Source organism: Microcoleus sp. T3_A4 (assembly GCF_036700465.1).
GTDB lineage: Bacteria > Cyanobacteriota > Cyanobacteriia > Cyanobacteriales > Microcoleaceae > Microcoleus.
In genome coordinates this window covers 125,886-140,373 of record NZ_JAUBOY010000005.1, presented here as the reverse complement: position 1 = coordinate 140,373, position 14,488 = coordinate 125,886, and the positions used below count along the sequence as shown (strand labels likewise).

Sequence of the window (14,488 nt, the reverse complement as noted above, 5' to 3'; positions counted from 1 at the left end):
GCAGCGTAAAAGACAACTTCTAATGATTTGGTAGGTAGATGAAGACCCCCAACCTGGCAGAAAAACAAGCCATAGAACAAGAACAAAGCGAGATTTTCCAACAGCTAGAAGATTGGCTGGAAGCTCCCATGCTGGTGCTGGCATTTGTGTGGCTAGCCCTCTTTACTATTGAATTAATTTGGGGATTAAACCCAGTGCTAGAAGTCGTTAGCACTACTATTTGGATTATCTTTATTGCAGATTTTATAGTTAAATTTGCCTTGGCTCCCCGCAAAATTTCCTATATCAAAAGCCATTGGATAACGGCTTTTTCTCTGCTGTTGCCTGCTTTGCGTACCTTGAGGATTGTACGAGTTGTGCGAGCATTCAAAACAGCACGGGCTGTGCGAAGTTTGCAGTTGTTGCGAGTTATGACTGGTACGAATCGAGGGATGCGGGCATTAGCTGCGAGTGTTAGCCGTCGCGGATTTGGTTATGTCGTAGGACTAACGATAATTATTACCTTGGTAGGTGCAGCAGGGATGTATGCTTTTGAAAAAGATGTCGCCGATGGTTCCTCCGGGTTAAATAATTACGGCACAGCCTTATGGTGGACGGCTATGCTAATGATGACAATGGGTTCGGAATATTGGCCCAAAACGCCAGAAGGTCGCATACTTTGCCTTGTTCTGGCACTCTATGCGTTTGCGGTTTTTGGTTATGTAACTGCGACCATCGCCACATTTTTTATTGGTCGCGATGCAGAGGATGACGAAGCAGAATTAGCAGGAGCGAAATCAATTGCAGCACTTCAAACTGAAATTGCTGCCTTGCGGGCTGAGATTCAGCAATTATTAAATCAGAATTCAAAGTCTTGAATTAGGTAGATGCCAAGATCAAGTTTTGGTCAGCGCTGGCACTACTTTTTCGCCAAATACCTCAATAAACTGCTCTTGTTCTCGGTTAACGTTGTGCAAAATTAGTTCATCAAACCCCAATTCAATATCTTTTTGCAACCACTCAATATGCTGCTCTTGGTCTGCCGATATCCGGACGTGTTGATATAACTCCTCTGGTTGCACAAACTCCCCGGCGGCATCAAATTGATCGGGTGTTATCAGTTCTGTCAACATTTTGCTTTTGAAGATGTTACTACGCCATTGATCATGAGCGCCTTGTAGTGCTTTCTGTGCATTACTGTCATAGGAAAGCTGCACTTTCAAAATCATTGGTTTCCCTTCTCCACCACCGCGACGAAACGCATCGACGACTTTTTTTAACTTTTCAGGTGGGCGAGAAGTCGTAATTAATCCATCAGCCCAACTGCCCACCCATTCTGCGGTTTCTGGGGTAACTGCGGCGCCGATAATTAATGGGAGAATTTCCGGGCGGGTATAGAGTTTTGCATCTTCTACGCACACTAAACCGCGATGGGTGACGGTTTCTCCTGCCCAAAGGGCGCGGATAATATCGACACATTCTTTGAGGCGCGCGTTGCGATCGCTCTTAGTAGGCCACTTATCCCCAGTAATATGTTCATTCAAGGCTTGACCGCTGCCAACCGTTAGCCAAAAACGATTGGGAAACATTTCTGCCAACGTTGCCGCAGCTTGGGCAATAATAGCCGGATGATACCGCTGTCCGGGAGCGCAAACAACTCGATAGGAAAGCGTTGGCGTTGCTTGCATTGCTGCACCCAACCAAGACCAAGCAAAACCACTTTGTCCTTGCGCTTCACTCCAAGGATGAAAGTGATCGGAAGAAAGGGCATGGGTAAAGCCAGCTTCTTCTGCCATTTGGACATATTTCAGCAATTCGCTGGGCTTAAACTGTTCGTGGGAAGCGTGATAACCAATTTGTGCCATAAGTTTTTAGGAGTTTTGAGTTGAGTAGGGGCGGTGCCTTCGTGTCCGCGCTGAGTTTTGAGTTAAAATATCCAGACTTAAAAGCAGGTGATTTAACCAGGACGGCTAGTAAAAGTTTTGAGTCTTGAGTTAGATAAGTTTTTAATTCACCCAAAATAATCTTGGACTCAAAATTCATAACTTTCTGTATAACGAGCAAGCTTATGAGTGGAAAATTCGCCGATAGCGAGCTTCAATTACCGAGTAGATGCCATAGGCAATTAAACCCAAAGGTACTAGAGCCAAAATCGCTGGACTAAAAGGCTGTTTTGCCACAATTGCCAACACCTCGCCCAATCCCTTGGTTTGACTGGCATCCGATAGCCTTGCTGCTTGAATTAAGAAAAAACCAATTATAACGAAAACAATTCCACGGGCAGCAATTCCAAATCGACCCAACCGTGTCGCCCACTTTTGCTCGGTTGGACTCATTTCATCTAGCTTGAAATGGCGGCGAAATTTGGCTTTATATGCTTCGTAGAAATAAGAAAAGCCTACACCAATAACAATTGATCCCGCCAATCCTACCAACCATTGTCCAAACGGTTGCGCTAAAATTTGGGCTGTCAAATCTTCGGTTGTATTGCTATTACTACGGCCCGAACCCATTATCAGTTTTACAGCCGTTAAAGCCAAACCTGCATAACCTAAAGCACTTAAGGCGTAGCCAATGCGTTGGGCAATTCGCTTGGCATCCATTTTCTGTCCTTGGTGTTCTGGGTCGAGAATTGTCTGAACGATACGCCAAAGGGCATAACCAATAATGCCAATCGTTACCAGAAATAGCAGAAATTTACCGAACGGTTGGTTAACAATTTCTGATAATGCACCGCTAGTATCCGTTGTCCTGCCGCCCATACTAAAGGCTGCTTGTGCTGCTAGAAAACCGACAATAAAGTAAACTAAGCCTTTGGAAGCATATCCCAATCTTGCCAGTCGCTCAAACCAGGGATGAGAAGCTGCCTGTCCAATTGAGTCTTTAATGCTGTCGGTGGGTGAGTTGTCCCGTTTCATATTTTTTATACTTTAGTTGTTAACGACTGCTGGCATAGGCAATGCTGCATTCCTTTCCAGTTACCTGAGTTCTTAAACAAACGATTTATATTATCATTTATTAACTTAATAATTAGCTTATTTAGAGATTTTTTTCATCTGTCTTGAGCGGGAGTGTCAGCGGTTGATTGAGTGGTGATAAATTTCACATTTATTAGCCTTGACAAATCTCGCTTTATGGGCTAAGAGATAGCTTCCCTGATGGAGCAGTAGACCAGCAGTCTAGTATATCTTTGATTCAAACTTCTTTAACCAAAGTTTAAATAACAATTAGAATGGGTGGCGCTGAAAATAATCCCAAAAAAACCAATAAAAATTTAAATGCTGTCTAGAATGCTAATGTGTAATTGGAAAGCAAATATCCCTGCTTTTTCATAAGGATAGGGGTGACCAAATTTCCTGCTGCACTTTGTTTAATTAGGAAATATAGCAACAACACCTCACCTGTTTTCCAATGCTAATCTAATAAAAGCAGCCCTGCTAAAATTACGCTTAAAAATTCGCCGATATAGGGAATAAAAGCGCATATAAATGCCACAACTCCGTTGAGACAAAGCAGTATCACTTGCCCAACAAAGCAATAATGGTTGTAATATAAAAAGCGTAAATCATTGAATTTCTTACTGCCTCCCCGAACTCGCGGGGAAGGTTGGGGTGAGGTAAAATATTTATGACTACTGCAAGGATTGCTATAACAGATTAATATGCGAATTTGTTCACATAAAAATCGTTTTAATTTGTTGGCTTAAATGGTCAATACTCGGAAGGTGATAAAAAAATGTCCGGGTAATCTTGCTTGCAACGAATAGCTCCCAACTCGCATATGAATAGTTGGGAATCTGGAATAGCTGCCCTAACTAGCTTATGGATGTTGTAAGAATGGATGCGCCCCAGTGTGGCTGTTGGGAATCAAGCATCGATCGCCAATAGTGCGATCGATCGCACTTAACTCAAAGCTGTATCATAACTTTTTCCTCAATCATCTTCCATCAGGGGGATATTTTCTTATGGCATCAGACAGATGGCAAGGTCTGGCTAGTTAGATTAAATGGAGATAGAAGCAAGATTTTGAGATGGTGAACAGAAACAAGAGACGTTTTGCCTAAGTCGATTTTTAAGACTCTAAATCCCCAGTGTCGCAAGAAGTTGATTGTTCAGAACCGGGAGGATTTGAGGAAAATCCAATCAACCACAACGGCAGTGGCTGTGTTGAGTTCAACCTTTTATTTACCGGAAATTGCCGAATTCGGTTCCCAAACATCCGGCATCCTGTCCTGCCCTTAACTGACTTTTCAGGAAAACTCTAATAGCTAACCACAAGGCGATCGCTTGCGACAGGAAGACAAGCAGAACCTATTTCTTACGTCGTTTGCTTTCACGATCAATTCAGCAATAAGGTGTATATAATGAATCAACTTAATCAACCAGAACCCTTGTCGCAACCGCTGACCCAAACTGAATTCGTCGCAACTTTTCGCTTGTTTAGTAGATTTAGCTTCTGGATACAGTTATTCTTGGGTGCTGTTTCCGGCATTGTTTTATTATTTGCTATGTTGGGTCGCAACATGAGCGAACAAACCAATAATGCAGGTATTGGTTTCGGGGTATTTTTAGCAATAGTTGGTCTGTTATTGCTGTGCTTTAGAATATTTTGGGACTTTCGCTATAGGCTTTTAGGCAGACTTTTGCACGCCGAAAATTCCCAGGTCTATCCCAGCAAAGAACATATTACTCACACCTTACGGATTGGATTAGTTTCTAGTTTGGTGGGGGTATTAATCGCCTTTGTTGCTTCTGAAGAAACAGTTGCTTTAGTCCTCGCAAAAACTCTTAGTCAGCCCCAAGCGATGACAGCTTATTCGCCAGAAAATGTGATTCGTTCCCTAGATATTTTTGTGACGATGGCAAACGTCAATCTGATTGGCGCTCACTTTTTTGGAGCTGTTACTTCTCTTGGGTTACTCAATTGGGTAGAGGAGTAGTTGGCAGCATTGGCGATCGCTAAAGGCAAACACAACTCCTATGCCGTCAGCACTTACAAGCGCTGGCAGATTTAACTAATGTTTATGCTGGTGCACTGTCTTGGCGAAAGAGAGCGAAGGCAGTGCAGCTACAAGCTAAACTAATTGGCTATTTGGATGAACATCGAATCGGAAATTCCTAGCGATCGCTCCTGCTAACTGTAGTCAGCCGGATCGACCGTTTTTTAATTGAAAAAACGTAATGTATTATCTTGATAGATGTTTAATATACCGTTATATTGATATATTTTTAAGGGGTACAAATACGACTTAGAATTATCTTCCGAAGGATGAGCTATAGCCGTGGAATTCAGCTTGCTCAATAGCCCTGTGGCAGTTTCTGAACACAGCCATGTTACACCGTTTCTCTATTAAGAAATTTACTGATATGAAAGACCTCTGGTATAAAAACGCAATTGTCTACTCCCTCGATGTTGAAACCTTCATGGACTCGGACGGCAATGGTGTCGGCGACTTTCAGGGACTTATCAACCGCCTAGACTATTTATCCGGGCTAGGAATTACTTGTTTGTGGTTGCTGCCGTTTTATCCTTCCCCTAACCGGGACAACGGTTATGACGTGATGGATTACTACAACATTGATCCGAGACTCGGAACCCTGGGAGATTTTGTCGAGTTCATGCACCAAGCAAGGGAACGAGGAATTCGCTTGCTCATCGATCTGGTAGTAAATCATACGTCCAATCAGCATCCTTGGTTTGTGGCAGCCAAAAGCGATAAAAACTCCAAGTATCGCAATTACTACGTGTGGTCAGAAAATCCACCCAAAACTGATCCAGAATTGCTGGTGTTTCCCGATGCTGAGGACAGTATTTGGGAGTACGACGAACAAGCAAACGCTTACTATTTGCATCACTTCTATAAAGAACAGCCAGATTTGAATATTGGCAATCCGGCGGTACGAGAAGAAATCTGCAAAATTATGGGTTTTTGGCTAGAACTGGGTGTGTCTGGATTTCGCATTGATGCTGTTCCCTTTTTAATTAAAGGAATTGGCATTGAAGGTGCAGACCCCGAAAGCCTGCGAGGTTTCTTGGAGGAAATGAGAGATTTTGTGTCATCGCGTCAGGGTGATGCAGTGTTGCTGGCAGAAGCAAATGTCGATCGCGATCAAATTCCTGTCTACTTTGCTAAGGGCGACAGAATGCACATCCTGTTCAACTTTTTGCTGAACCAGCATCTGTTTTTGGCCTTGGCGCGTCAAGAATCCACAGCGCTGCGCGATGGACTAAAAACCTTACCGGATATTCCTGATATTTGTCAGTGGCTTAATTTTGTGCGCCACCATGATGAACTGACGCTAGACCGCATTACTTCATCGGAACGAGAGGAAATTTTTGCAGCGTTTGCCCCTGAGAAAACTATGCAAATTTTCGGGCGCGGGATTCGTCGTCGCTTACCACCGATGATGGGAGGATCTCGCCGCCGGATTGAACTAATCTACAGCTTGCTGTTCACCCTGCCTGGTACACCCATGCTGCGCTATGGCGAAGAAATTGGCATGGGCGATGACCTTTCGCTGGAAGGTCGAGACAGCGTTCGCACCGTGATGCAATGGTCAGATGCACCGAATGGTGGCTTCTCGACGGCTGCAACTGATACTCTTGCCAGACCTGCGATCGCGATCGGAGAATACGGTTACAAACAAGTCAATGTCGCCGCAGCGCAGCGCGATCCTGCCTCATTAATTAACTGGATGGAACGTGCAATCAGCATCCGCAAGCAATGTCCTGAGTTGGGTAGGGGCAAGTGGCACATTCTGGAAACCGACTCTCCCTCGGTGTTAGCCCACTGCTGCGAGTGGCAAGGCAGGACGGTGATTGCTGTCCACAATCTAGCCGACAAACCTTGTACCGCTACGCTCAAATCTCACGAATACAGCAATCTGTGCGATTTATTTGGCGATCGGCTCTATGAATCTCTCGGTGCCGACTCGCTCTCTATTCCTTTAGAAGCCTACGGTTATCGCTGGTTTCGAGTCAATAGAATTCTAGGGTAAAAAAAGTTAATTTTGAGGGAAGAACTAGCGACGTGGACTGTTAGGAATGTACTTAGCAGCGTTCTTGTCTGGAAGCGGTTCTATCTGACCTTGATTGACCAAAGCTTGATGAATTAGGGCAGTAGCACTACCCCGACTCAGCAACTCGTTCGGATTAAGAACTCTGGGATCTGGATAGTTGACCACTATCTTTGCCTTTGTCGCTGCTGCCACGGGTTCAACCGCATATTTAGGAAGTTTCTCGGCATCTTTATAATACGAATTGAGAAAATCTAATGCCGAATTTTTAGCAGGCGCAGTTGCAGCTTTTGTCGTTGTTGGTAGAACAGTCTTAGCCGATTTAGGTGCGGGCGCAGCCGCAGGCTGCTGTCTTGCCACTAGAGGTAATAACGGCTGCATCAAAACAGTCGCTGCAAGGGGAAATGCCAAACGGTTCCTAGCAATTCGACGTTTATTTACTGGAGTTGGGCTTGCTGGAGTTGCAGCAGCTTGATCAATTTTGACAACAGGGGGATTGAAATCCATATTTAAACCCCTCATTAACACAACTAATGCTTGTGCCTTAGTCAAGGGCTGCTTCGGACGAAACTCATTTCCGGGAAAATCATTCATAAATCCCGTTTCATAAGCTTCTTGAATCGGAGTTTCTGCCCAGTAGTTTTTAGGCACATCCTTAAAGTAACTTCCACTCGGTATCTTTCTAACGCTTGCTCGATTAAAAGCTTGGCGGATCATCGCCGAAAATTCATCCCGATCTACAGCCTGTTTGGGCCTAAAAGTTCCGTCTAGATATCCGGTAACAATCTCTTTTTCAGCTAAGGAATCAATAAACGGACGCGCCCAGTAATTCGGCGGGACATCAGGAAATTTCGATTTAGCTTGTTGAGCAGCAACTTGCTGGGAACTTAGCACAAAGCCAGTCCCACTGATACTAATGGCTAAAGCTAAAAAGGCTACGCTGATTGACGGTAAATGCCTGCGATCAGACATGATAAATATCCTCCTGATTTTTACATTTTTAACGAGACTATTTGGCTGAGTTAAAGCGGATTACGTTTTTTTATATCCGATTCCCCTTCTGTTTTTACAACATCTAACTCTTCGCGACGTACTGTGTCTGTTGCCTCAACCGTATCTTGCTCAACTTCTTTTCTGATTTGCACTTCCTCGCGCACGAACGCTTGCTTTTGGATATTCACACTTTCTTCGTAGATTTCAAAATGTGCCATTTCTTCTTGCTTAAAGGCGGTATCTGGGGTTACTCGACTCCCTGCATATTCTGGAGTTGTGTGCTCAATCACAATTCGCTCTTTTTCTACAGGAACTTCCAGTTTTACCCTTTTGGTTTCAACTTGTTTGCCAATTATTACCTCGCCTGTTTTGCGACGGCTTTTATCTGCAACTAATCGTTCTTCGTACAGTTTGAGTTTTTGATGATCCTGTTCGTTCATCTGATACAATTCGGGTTCTCGCTCGTAAGTGTAGGTATCCCGGTCATAAGCAGGATTACTAGCTTGAGGCGAGACCGAATGTGTTGTAGAAACTCGAACAGGTGCTTCTAAAGGTAATGATGCTTCTACTGGTACAGACGCTTCTACTGTGGAAGTTCGATAAATACCCCGCACTTGTTCTTCATAATCGTAATCAACTGCCATCCCATGCTCATACCTGGGTAGTTGTTCCACTTGGTCTTTACTCCGCAAACCTGTAGCGTAAACACGCCGCCCATTAAAATCAATGCGACAAAGAGCGATGGGAAGTAAAACTTTTTTGTCAAAAATCCAAGAACCAGTCTCTACCACAAAATAGCGGCAACGTCCTGTCTCATCTACCAGCACAGTATCGATCGTGCCAATTTTATCATCGGTACTTCCGCCATACACATCCAGTCCTTTGATATCGTCGTCCTCAAAAGCGGCTTGGCGGTAGTTGGGACTAAAATCCTCAATTTTGTAAAGTAACATAGTTGTTTCCTGTACCTATCTACATCAACTTGTGTACCTACTTTAGATAGATATCAGCTCTAATACTTCCTTCTTATGAATGATTCAGCAAATTGAAAATCATCAAGATAGCGATATTTTTTTATATTTTTCTATCTTTAGGTAGATGAATTTCGATTTCCTGTACTCAAGGGGGTAAATTTATCTAATCATTCGTAGGTTGGGTCGAGCCAAGCTACAACGTTTCTGCCAGCAACTCTCACAAGGATTTATTAGGTTTTACGATCACCTTAACTAGGGGATATCCTACAAAATTAAGGGCATCTCTAAACGAGCTGCTGGTTTTTTTTAAAGGAAGTTGCGATTTTATAAGCGAAGTTACTACTTTTGATATTTAAAATTTTCAACTTAAAAATATTATGCCCATCGGTAGATATTCTGGTAATGATGATTAAGTAAACTTAAATTACCTTCAAGAAAAAAAATGACGTAACGCAGGGGTTAATCTTTTATGACTTATCCAGATCGATCGGGCAATCCACTCACTGAGCCTACAATCGTCAATCCGCTGGTGGATTACCACGATCAAGTGAGGTGGGGGCCAATTTTGGCAGGAATTGCGATCGCTCTGGGTACTCAACTACTTTTAAGCGCTTTGGGAATGGCGATCGGATTAACCGCAGGTGCAACAGGGGCGGATGCAGGTTCCGTTGGTATTGGGGTCGTAATTTGGTCGATTATCAGTTTGCTGATTTCCCTATTTTTGGGAGGTTGGGTGATGGCTCAAAGCTGCGGCCCGATGACCAAGAAAACAGCATTTTTGAATGCAGCAATTCTTTGGGGAGCTACATTAGCACTTAGTGCTTGGTTATTAGGAAGCGGGATATCGGGTGCTGTTGGCGCTGCGGCTGCTAATGCTGGAGAAATTGCCAATCAAGTACAACAACAGGGCGGCGTTAATATACCCAATCAAGCGCCGAATGTAGACCCAAATCAAGTTCGCGATCTAGCTGGTAATACAGCTAAAGCTACTTGGTCATTTCTACTTGGCTCTTTGCTGAGTTTGGCAGCGGCAATGATGGGTGGTGCTGTTGGCGTTCGCAAACCTCGCGTTTATGCTTGATTAGCGATGATAAAACCAGAAAATTCAACAAGCACACCAGCGAGTCGAAAGATTTTATACCATGGTGATGATGATTCATCCTTTCTTGGAGAAGATGAACAAGCTAAAAACCTTTTCTAAGGTTTTGGCATAGAGATTTAAAAGGAGATAAAGCGATGCAAGAGCAGAGGATCTGGCAAAAATATATAAGGTTAACAAGTTCGAGCTTGTTAACGGCAACGGTTTTAGTTGCTCCCTCCTTCGCCGCTGATACAAATAAAATGCAGATTCAAGGTGAATCTTTACTAGCGCAAGTACCGGATAGCTGTCGCCAGGTTATTGCGAGGAATGGTCTTAATGTTCGGCGACAACCGACGGCTAACAGCGAAGCGGTTGGCATCATCGGTTCCTCACGAAATGTGACGATTCAAAATCTTGGTGAGAATGGCTGGGTACCAATTACAGCCCCCATACAAGGCTACGTATATGGTGGTTTTCTCGGAATGTGTGAAGCCGCAACCGCCCCGCCTCCTACTAACTGCCGCCAAGTGGCAGCCGTCAGAGGAATTAACGTACATCAAGCACCTTCCACTGATGGGGAAAGCCTTGGAGTCGTCGCGAATGGACGAAGAGTGACGATTGAAAGTTTAGGAACGGAGGGTTGGGTGCCGATTACAGTGCCTCTGAGAGGCTATGTCCAAGCGGAAAACCTGGCGTATTGTAGTTAATTGAAAAAACAGTGATGGATGACCAATCAAACCCAAAAAAAGAAGCTAATTCACAGCAAAAGTCTGGTTTGTTAAATTTCCTTGCCGAGACAACCGAATCTGCACTGAATACAGGCAAAGCAGTTGTTGAAACAGCAGTTGATTTGGGGGAAGCTGTTGCTAAACAAACTTATCGATTGATTGGACAAGCGACGCAAGGAACCGGAGATGCGGTGACTTATGTTGGTAATCTTCCCTTTGTTAAACAAGTAGCAGGGGTACTCAGGCTTGATTGGTTAGTTGGAGTCAGCGATCGCATCGACTTAGCTAAAGCCGAAGCTCAAGTCAAGGAACTCCAAGAAAAGTATCCCAATGAATATCCCAGCGAAATTGCCCATCGCATTATGGTGGAAAAAGCGATCCACGCCGGTGGTGTCGGATTTGCTAGCAGCATTTTACCCGGTGTCGCGGCTGCACTGCTGGCGATCGATCTAGCGGCGACTACTGCGATTCAAACCGAAATGGTTTATGAAATTGCCGCCGCTTATGGGATGGATTTGCAACAGCCAGCCCGAAAAGGCGAGGTTTTGGCAATTTTTGGGTTAGCGCTAGGCGGTAGCAACGCCATGAAAGCTGGTTTGGGCTTTTTACGCAACGTACCGCTGGCTGGCGCGATGATTGGTGCGAGTACGAATGCGACGATGCTGTATGCGCTGGGATATGCGGCGCGCCAGTTTTACGAAGCCAAAGTCAGGGAAGAGACTGAAGAACCTGGAACCGAAACGCTGCAAGCGATTCAGCAACAAAGTGAGAAATATCTCGATGTGGCGATCGCCCAGCAAGCAGGGATGGATCAAATTATGGTTCACATGATTTTGGCAAGTTATCCCAACAAAAACTGGGAAGATATTCTGCCAGAATTGAAGGCATTGCAATTAAATGCCGATTCTCTCCAAAGGATTGCTGCTAACATCAAGTCCCCCAAACCATTGGGTGCATTGTTAGAGGAACTTAACCCGGACTTTGCAGTACCGCTATTAGCTCAATGCCGTCGCATTGCCGACAATAGCGGAGAGGTTTCCGAAGCAGAACAGAGGGTGCTGGATGCGATCGCACAAAAACTCAACGGTCAAGATGTGGCTTCGATATCCACTTGAAAAAAATTGTTGGTGCGTTAGCTTTCTGCGTAACGAACCCTCCCCAATATTTACTGTTGCTGTGTAAGTCCTAAATTAGCCTCACGTTAAAGTAATCTACAGCCTTAAAAAAGAGTTTGATCTAGCTAATTTTAATACTATAGCAATCCTTGCAGGAGTCGTAAATTTTTTACCCCACCCCAACCCTCCCCGAACCCAAGGGGAGGGAGTAAGAAATTCACAAATGATTTAGGATTGCTATATCAATAACGACTGATGCAAGAGGAAGTTTTATGACAGCAGAAATATCCGGAGTCTGGGACAAGATTGAGAGCATGATCAATGGCTTCATTATCCTGCTGCCTAATATGATACTAGCGTTAATTGTTTTTGGAATCTTTTTCTTTGTTGGCCAGTCAATTAAGAGAGCGGTCAGGCGGCTTACCCGCAACCACCGCCAATCCAGAAATTTGGGACTGGTGTTGGGAAGGTTAGCGCAGGGTATTACTGTTCTGGTTGGTCTGTTTATTGCCTTGTCGATTGTAATTCCCACATTTAGAGCAGGCGATTTGGTGCAACTGCTGGGAATTAGCGGGGTAGCGATTGGTTTTGCCTTTCGCGATATCTTACAAAACTTCCTAGCTGGTATCCTAATTCTTTTGACGGAACCGTTCCAAATCGATGACCAGATTGTGTTTAAAAACTTTGAGGGAACGGTAGAAAATATTGAAACTCGCGCTACAACAATCCGAACCTATGATGGTCGCCGGATTGTAATTCCCAATGCGGAATTGTTCACCAATTCTGTTACTGTGAATACCGCCTTTGATAAACGCCGGATGGAATACGACGTTGGTATCGGCTACGGCGATGATATTCACCGAGCCAAGCAGTTAATGATGGAAGCTATGCACAGTGTGGATGAGGTTTTGAATGACCCTGCTCCTGACGTGTTGCTGATGGAACTTGCAGGAAGTACCGTCAATATCCGCGCTCGATGGTGGATTGCTCCGCCGCGACGAATGGACGATCTGCGATCGCGGGACAAGGTACTTTCTGCGATTAAAGAAAAGCTTACTGCCAACGGCATCGACTTGCCCTTTCCTACGCAGCAAATTTTGTTTCATGACCAAACCGAAGAGACCGATGGCGATCGCCAACGTCAACGCGAAGGATGGCCCGCTGGTAATGGCGAAGTTCCTAAACCCCGCAGCATCAGCGGTTCTCTGCAAAAACTCATTGAAGTGCGATCGCCACAAGACGGCAACGGACAATCTTCGCCCCACCCCTACTCATGAAAAATGTCAAATTAAGCAAACTTTGGGACTCGCTGCACTCTAGCTACTGGTTTATTCCAACGTTGATGGCGGTGGGGTCGATGATTTTAGCGATCGCCATGCTGACACTTGATCGCACGGGTAATATACCAAACTGGAGGTGGATTTACACGGGTGGAGCCGATGGTGCGCGATCGGTTCTCTCATCGGTTGCCAGTTCAATGGTCAGCGTTGTTGCTACAGCTTTTTCCATTACTATTGTGGCGCTTCAGTTGGCGAGTTCAAATTTTGGTCCCCGATTGCTGCGTAATTTTATGCAGGATACGGGCAATCAAATCGTGCTTGGCACTTTCATTGGCACGTTTATTTACTGTTTACTCGTACTGCGAACCATTCATGGAGAAGGAGAAGGATACAGTCTCTTTGTACCCCAACTCTCGGTGACAGTTGGTACCGGATTGGCAATTGCCAGTATCGGCGTACTGATTTACTTTATCCATCACGCATCAACCATTATTCAAGCCTCCCATGTAATTACTCAGGTTAGTGGCGATTTAGACAAAGCTCTAGATCGTCTGTTTCCCGAAAAAATCGGAGAAGGTAAGGCGAACAACTCGCGACAAGTGGGAGAAAATCCGGCCAATTTTGACTCGGAAGCAAGTCCAATCAAAGCCATGGGCGAGGGTTATTTGCAAGCAATCGATGACGACGAATTAATGAAAATTGCCCGTCAGTACAATCTGCTTGTACGTCTTACAACTCGACCGGGAAAGTTTATCGTCAAAGGCAGCGAGATAGCGATGGTTTTCCCGGAAAAACAGGTTAATCAAAGCCTGAAACAACAGATTAACGATGCTTTTATTCTGGGCAAAGAACGGACTGAATATCAAGATGTAGAATTTCCAATCGATCAGTTAGTTGAAATTGCCTTGCGTGCGATTTCTCCTGCTATCAACGATCCGTTTACTGCGATTCGGTGTATCGATCGACTCAGCGCCGGATTATCCCGCCTCGCTCAAAGGGATTTTCCCTCGCCCTATCGCTACGACGATGAACAGAATTTGCGCGTCATTGTTGAGGGAGTGACGTTTGAAGGGTTAGTGGATGCTGCCTTTAACCAAATTCGCCAGTACAGTAAATCAGATGTGGCGGTAACAATTCGTTTATTGGAAGCTCTAGCTTGCATCGCCACTTACACCCACAATTTCCAACAACGAGAAGCTTTACGGCGTCAGGCGGAGATGATTTTAAATAGTAGCCGCGAACAAATCTCTCAGGAGCAAGACCAGAAAGATGTGCAAGAGCAGTATCACCAAGTCATTAAAGCTTTAAGACAGGATTAATTT

General features: G+C 44.6%; 12 protein-coding genes. 8 read left to right on the top strand and 4 right to left on the bottom strand.

The window, feature by feature from the left end; genetic code table 11:
- The first annotated feature begins 38 nt into the window (after positions 1-38).
- A complete protein-coding gene (locus tag QUA07_RS04560; protein WP_333322950.1) occupies positions 39-857 on the top strand; it encodes an ion transporter in 819 nt (272 codons plus the stop codon).
- Between the two features lie 18 nt (positions 858-875).
- Here the strand turns inward: QUA07_RS04560 and QUA07_RS04555 are convergent, their stop codons facing one another.
- Complete coding sequence (locus QUA07_RS04555) at positions 876-1,844, bottom strand: TIGR03885 family FMN-dependent LLM class oxidoreductase (protein WP_333322948.1); 969 nt, start codon at positions 1,842-1,844, stop codon at positions 876-878.
- Positions 1,845-2,045: 201 nt separating this feature from the next.
- On the bottom strand, positions 2,046-2,897 hold the full coding sequence (locus QUA07_RS04550; protein WP_333322946.1) for a DUF1206 domain-containing protein: 852 nt from the start codon (positions 2,895-2,897) through the stop codon (positions 2,046-2,048).
- A gap of 1,445 nt (positions 2,898-4,342) precedes the next feature.
- Here QUA07_RS04550 and QUA07_RS04545 point away from each other — a divergent pair.
- Positions 4,343-4,918 carry a DUF3611 family protein gene (locus QUA07_RS04545; protein ID WP_333081830.1) on the top strand — a complete coding sequence of 192 codons (576 nt, stop codon included), beginning with the start codon at positions 4,343-4,345 and terminating at the stop codon, positions 4,916-4,918.
- A 427-nt stretch (positions 4,919-5,345) separates the two neighbouring features.
- A complete protein-coding gene (locus QUA07_RS04540; RefSeq protein ID WP_333322944.1) occupies positions 5,346-6,977 on the top strand; it encodes an alpha-amylase family protein in 1,632 nt (543 codons plus the stop codon).
- Between the two features lie 24 nt (positions 6,978-7,001).
- Here QUA07_RS04540 and QUA07_RS04535 read toward each other — a convergent pair whose 3' ends face one another.
- Both QUA07_RS04535 and QUA07_RS04530 read right to left on the bottom strand, forming a co-directional pair.
- Positions 7,002-7,967 (bottom strand): S-layer homology domain-containing protein, encoded by a 966-nt coding sequence (locus QUA07_RS04535; RefSeq protein ID WP_333322943.1) that lies wholly within the window; start codon positions 7,965-7,967, stop codon positions 7,002-7,004.
- 50 nt (positions 7,968-8,017) lie between these two features.
- Positions 8,018-8,941 (bottom strand): DUF2382 domain-containing protein, encoded by a 924-nt coding sequence (locus QUA07_RS04530; protein ID WP_333322941.1) that lies wholly within the window; start codon positions 8,939-8,941, stop codon positions 8,018-8,020.
- Between the two features lie 490 nt (positions 8,942-9,431).
- Between QUA07_RS04530 and QUA07_RS04525 the strand changes: the two genes are divergently transcribed.
- The 5 genes from QUA07_RS04525 to QUA07_RS04505 all read left to right on the top strand — a co-directional run bounded on the left by QUA07_RS04525 (position 9,432) and on the right by QUA07_RS04505 (position 14,485).
- Entirely contained in the window at positions 9,432-10,043 is a 612-nt protein-coding gene (locus QUA07_RS04525) for a hypothetical protein (RefSeq protein WP_333322939.1), read from the top strand.
- A gap of 155 nt (positions 10,044-10,198) precedes the next feature.
- Positions 10,199-10,750, top strand: a complete 552-nt coding sequence (locus tag QUA07_RS04520; protein WP_333322937.1) for an SH3 domain-containing protein — start codon at positions 10,199-10,201, stop codon at positions 10,748-10,750.
- A gap of 14 nt (positions 10,751-10,764) precedes the next feature.
- A complete protein-coding gene (locus QUA07_RS04515; RefSeq protein WP_333322935.1) occupies positions 10,765-11,886 on the top strand; it encodes a hypothetical protein in 1,122 nt (373 codons plus the stop codon).
- Between the two features lie 272 nt (positions 11,887-12,158).
- Positions 12,159-13,163 (top strand): mechanosensitive ion channel family protein, encoded by a 1,005-nt coding sequence (locus tag QUA07_RS04510; protein ID WP_333322933.1) that lies wholly within the window; start codon positions 12,159-12,161, stop codon positions 13,161-13,163.
- Entirely contained in the window at positions 13,160-14,485 is a 1,326-nt protein-coding gene (locus QUA07_RS04505; protein WP_333322931.1) for a DUF2254 family protein, read from the top strand. The genes QUA07_RS04510 and QUA07_RS04505 overlap by 4 nt, the downstream gene beginning before the upstream one ends.
- Positions 14,486-14,488: the final 3 nt, after the last annotated feature.

Bases quoted from the DNA above. Each gene is read 5' to 3' on its own strand.
- QUA07_RS04545 (WP_333081830.1), top strand. From the start codon at position 4,343: ATGAATCAACTTAATCAACCAGAACCCTTGTCGCAACCGCTGACCCAA.
- QUA07_RS04505 (WP_333322931.1), top strand. From the start codon at position 13,160: ATGAAAAATGTCAAATTAAGCAAACTTTGGGACTCGCTGCACTCTAGC.
- QUA07_RS04535 (WP_333322943.1), bottom strand. From the start codon at position 7,967: ATGTCTGATCGCAGGCATTTACCGTCAATCAGCGTAGCCTTTTTAGCT.
- QUA07_RS04530 (WP_333322941.1), bottom strand. From the start codon at position 8,941: ATGTTACTTTACAAAATTGAGGATTTTAGTCCCAACTACCGCCAAGCC.
- QUA07_RS04515 (WP_333322935.1), top strand. From the start codon at position 10,765: ATGGATGACCAATCAAACCCAAAAAAAGAAGCTAATTCACAGCAAAAG.
- QUA07_RS04560 (WP_333322950.1), top strand. From the start codon at position 39: ATGAAGACCCCCAACCTGGCAGAAAAACAAGCCATAGAACAAGAACAA.
- QUA07_RS04510 (WP_333322933.1), top strand. From the start codon at position 12,159: ATGACAGCAGAAATATCCGGAGTCTGGGACAAGATTGAGAGCATGATC.
- QUA07_RS04520 (WP_333322937.1), top strand. From the start codon at position 10,199: ATGCAAGAGCAGAGGATCTGGCAAAAATATATAAGGTTAACAAGTTCG.
- QUA07_RS04540 (WP_333322944.1), top strand. From the start codon at position 5,346: ATGAAAGACCTCTGGTATAAAAACGCAATTGTCTACTCCCTCGATGTT.
- QUA07_RS04550 (WP_333322946.1), bottom strand. From the start codon at position 2,897: ATGAAACGGGACAACTCACCCACCGACAGCATTAAAGACTCAATTGGA.
- QUA07_RS04525 (WP_333322939.1), top strand. From the start codon at position 9,432: ATGACTTATCCAGATCGATCGGGCAATCCACTCACTGAGCCTACAATC.
- QUA07_RS04555 (WP_333322948.1), bottom strand. From the start codon at position 1,844: ATGGCACAAATTGGTTATCACGCTTCCCACGAACAGTTTAAGCCCAGC.